The organism is Streptomyces sp. WELS2 (assembly GCF_013870595.1).
Taxonomy (GTDB): Bacteria; Actinomycetota; Actinomycetes; order Streptomycetales; family Streptomycetaceae; genus Streptomyces.
The window spans coordinates 1-3430 of sequence record NZ_JACBWZ010000679.1; the positions used below are offsets into that span (position 1 = coordinate 1).

The following is a 3430-nucleotide window of genomic DNA, read 5'->3' on the forward strand; positions in this document are numbered from 1 at the left end:
CGCTCGTCCAGGGCCAGCACCTCGCCGTCCAGCACGGCGGGCGTGGGGCCCAGGGCGGCGCCCAGCGGCCGCAGTTCGGGGTAGGCCGCGGTGATGTCCTCGCCGGAGCGGGCGCGCAGCAGCACGCTGCCGTCGCCGGGCAGGTACACCACCACCCGCTGGCCGTCCTGCTTCGTCTCGTACGCCCACCGCCGGTCCTGGGCGGGAGGCGGCAGGCTGCCGGGGGTGGCGAGCATCGGCGCGATGAGCGGCAGTGGCACGGCGGTCACGGCAGAACACCTCGACCGCCCCCGCCCCGCTCACGCCCCTTTCCCCCACGGTTCCCCTGAACGGGCCCGCGGCTTGCGAGTGCGGGGGAGTGGGTCGGACCGGGGCGTTCCGAGTGCCGATGCCGAAACCGGCGCGATCGTGGGACCGTGGCCGGCCCCGGGGAGCTCCCCGGGGCAAGGGGACTTCCCGGAGTGACGCGTGCCGGCCGGGTCAGCGGGTGCGCGGTGGTGCGGCCCAGCCCAGGGACCGTTCGACGGCCCGCTTCCAGTTGACGTACTCCGTCTCCCGCCGCTCGGGGTCCATGCCGGGCAGCCACTGCGCGGCCCGGTGCCAGTTGCGGCGCAGCACCTCCAGGCCGGGCCAGTAGCCGGCGGCGAGCCCGGCCGCGTAGGCGGCACCGAGGGAGACCGTCTCGGCGACCATGGGCCGCACCACGGGCACGTCGAGCACATCGGCCACGAACTGCATGAGCAGGTTGTCCGAGGTCATGCCGCCGTCCACCTTGAGCTGCGGCAGGGGGACCGGGAAGTCGGCGTTCATCGCGTCGACGACCTCCCGGGTCTGCCAGCCCGTGGCCTCCAGCACCGCCCGCGCCAGGTGCCCCTTGGTGATGTACGAGGTGAGGCCGACGATGACCCCGCGCGCGTCGCTGCGCCAGTGCGGCGCGAACAGGCCCGAGAAGGCGGGGACGATGTAGCAGCCGCCGTTGTCCTCCACCGTACGCGCGAGGGTCTCTATCTCCGGGGCGCTGCCGATCAGGCCCAGGCGGTCGCGGAACCACTGGACGAGCGCGCCGGTGACCGCGATCGACCCCTCCAGGGCGTAGGCCGGGGGCTGGTCCCCGATCTTGTAGGCGACGGTCGTCAGCAGCCCGTGCCGGGACCGTACGACCTCCTCGCCGGTGTTGAGCAGCAGGAAGCCCCCGGTGCCGTAGGTGCACTTGGCCTCGCCGGGGGAGAAGCAGGTCTGGCCGAACAGCGCGGCCTGCTGGTCGCCGAGGGCGGCGGTCAGGGGGATGCCGGGCAGCAGCGCGCGCGTCTCGCCGTACCGCTCGGCGGAAGGGCGGATCTCGGGCAGCATCGGGCGGGGCACGCCGAAGAAGTCGAGCAGTTCGTCGTCCCAGGCGAGCGTGTGGATGTTCATCAGCATCGTGCGGCCGGCGTTGGTGACGTCGGTGAGGTGCAGGCCGCCGTCGGCGCCCCCGGTGAGGTTCCACAGCAGCCAGCTCTCCATCGTCCCGAACAGCACCTCGCCGTCCCGGGCGCGCCGCTCGACGTCCTTGACGTGGTCGAACAGCCAGCGGAGCCGCAGCGCCGAGAAATAGGTGGAGGGCGGCAGGGCGCACCGCTCGAGGAAGAACGCCTCGCCGGGGTCGCGCAGCAGGTCCTCGACCAGCGGCGCGGTACGGGTGTCCTGCCAGACGACGGCCCGGCCCAGCGGGGCGCCGGTCCGCCGGTCCCACAGCACGGTCGTCTCGCGCTGGTTGGCCAGTCCGATCGCGGCGACCCGCGCCTTGTCGACGCCGGCGGCGGACAGTGCCTCGGGCACCACCCGGCGCAGGTTCTGCCAGATCTCGACGGCGTCGTGTTCCACCCAGCCGGGCCGCGGGAAGTGCTGCCGGTGCTCCCGCTGCGCGACCGACACCAGCCGCCCCCGGTGGTCGAAGAGGATGCAGCGGGTCGAGTTGGTGCCCTGATCGACCGACATCACATACCGTTCAGCCATGATCGGGTCTGCCTTCCGACGGATCTGCGGGCGGCCGTCCGGGCCTACCAGCGGGCGGCTCCCAGGTCTCGGGAGATCGCCCGGGCGGCCTCGCGGAGGAGGCCGGTCAGCGCGGGGCGGGGCCGGCCCTGGCCGTCGCAGATCCGCTCCACCGGCCCGGACAGCCCGATGGCGCCCACGACGAGCCCGCCGTGCCCCCGGATCGGCGCGGCGATCCCGGCCTCTCCCATGCTCATCTCCTGGACCTCGGCCGCCCAGCCGGCCTCCCGGACCGCGGCGAGTGCCCGGGCGAGCTTCCCGGGCTCGACCAGCGTGTGCCGGGTGTACGCCTCGAGCCCCGGCCCCCGGTCCGGTTCGACCGTCGCCGTGCCGAAGGCCAGCAGCACCTTGCCGAGCGAGGAGGCGTGCAGCGGCAGCAGCGCGCCCACGTCCAGGGTCTGGAAGCTGTCGTCCGGCCGGAACACATGGTGGACGACCAGGACCCTGCCCTCCAGCGGGGTGCCCAGACGCACCGCCTCCCCGCTGCGGGCGGCCAGGGCGTCGGCCCAGTTCAGGGAGCGTGAGCGCAGTTCGTTGACGTCCAGGTAGCTGGTGCCCAGGTGCAGCAGGGCGGCCCCGAGCTGGTACTTCCCGGTCGCCGTGTCCTGCTCCACGAAGTCCACGTGCTGGAGCGTGCGCAGGATGCCGTGGGCGGTGCCCTTCGCCAGCCCGAGCGAGGCCGCCACCTCGCCGAGTCCGAGTCGGCGGGGCCCGCCGGCGAGCAGCCGCAGGATCGCCGCCGCCCGCTCGATCGACTGGACCGGTCCGGCCATGAGGCGAGCCTATTACCGCCGGGAAGGCTTCGCCCCGCGGGGCGAAGGGGGGAGGCCGTGGGCGGGGCGCGGCGCAGGCGTTCGGTAATGCCGACCCACGTTCATTGACCCGCCCGATTTGTCTCCCTACGGTGCTCTGAGGTCCGGAAGACGCCGAGACAAGCGCGCGAGACCGGCAGCACATCGGGAGAGAACATGGTGGCCCAGCTCAATACCCTGCTTCGGGCGGCACATGAACACGTGTGTCCGGTGCCGCCCGTCGCCGGAGCCGTCTCCGCCGTCCGCCGACGGGCGGCGGCGCTCCTCGCCGAGTGGAACGTGTCCCCGGAGATCGTCGAGGACTCGCTGCTCGTGGTGTCGGAGCTGGTCACCAACGCCGTCGTGCACGCCCGGCCGCCGGCCGAACTCCGGCTGTCCTGGCTGCGCGGCGATCACCCCGCCACCCTGCGCGTCGAGGTCACCGACGCCGGGCCCGACCCCGCCGTGGGGGCGACCCGCGCCGGGATCGACCCGGACGAGCACGGCCGGGGAGAGGCGATCGTCCACGCCCTGGCGACCCGCCACGGCATACGGGTCCGCCCCGGACGGGTCACCCGCTGGGCCGAGCTCGTCGCGGCCTGAGT

Annotated in this window: 3 protein-coding genes and 1 pseudogene; 1 reads left to right on the forward strand and 3 read right to left on the reverse strand. The window is 73.9% G+C overall.

Features of this window, described 5'->3' with window-relative positions; all coding sequences use genetic code 11:
- The 3 genes and pseudogenes from H5J33_RS27985 to H5J33_RS27995 form a co-directional block, all read right to left on the reverse strand.
- Window positions 1-260, reverse strand: a pseudogene (locus tag H5J33_RS27985) (ATP-dependent DNA ligase); the annotation flags it as partial.
- Window positions 261-480: 220 nt separating this feature from the next.
- The gene (glpK, locus tag H5J33_RS27990) at window positions 481-1995 is read right to left on the reverse strand and encodes a glycerol kinase GlpK (RefSeq protein WP_181797621.1); all 1515 of its coding nucleotides are present in this window, start codon (window positions 1993-1995) and stop codon (window positions 481-483) included.
- 44 nt (window positions 1996-2039) lie between these two features.
- Window positions 2040-2807: an IclR family transcriptional regulator gene (locus H5J33_RS27995; RefSeq protein ID WP_181797622.1), complete on the reverse strand. Its 768-nt coding sequence runs from the start codon at window positions 2805-2807 to the stop codon at window positions 2040-2042.
- A 249-nt stretch (window positions 2808-3056) separates the two neighbouring features.
- On the opposite strand from H5J33_RS27995, the gene H5J33_RS28000 reads away from it, so the two are divergent.
- Window positions 3057-3428: an ATP-binding protein gene (locus H5J33_RS28000; RefSeq protein WP_309485507.1), complete on the forward strand. Its 372-nt coding sequence runs from the start codon at window positions 3057-3059 to the stop codon at window positions 3426-3428.
- Window positions 3429-3430: the final 2 nt, after the last annotated feature.

Excerpts from the sequence above, each read along its gene's own strand:
- glpK (WP_181797621.1), bottom strand. The coding sequence starts at position 1,995 with ATGGCTGAACGGTATGTGATGTCGGTCGATCAGGGCACCAACTCGACC.
- H5J33_RS27995 (WP_181797622.1), bottom strand. The coding sequence starts at position 2,807 with ATGGCCGGACCGGTCCAGTCGATCGAGCGGGCGGCGGCGATCCTGCGG.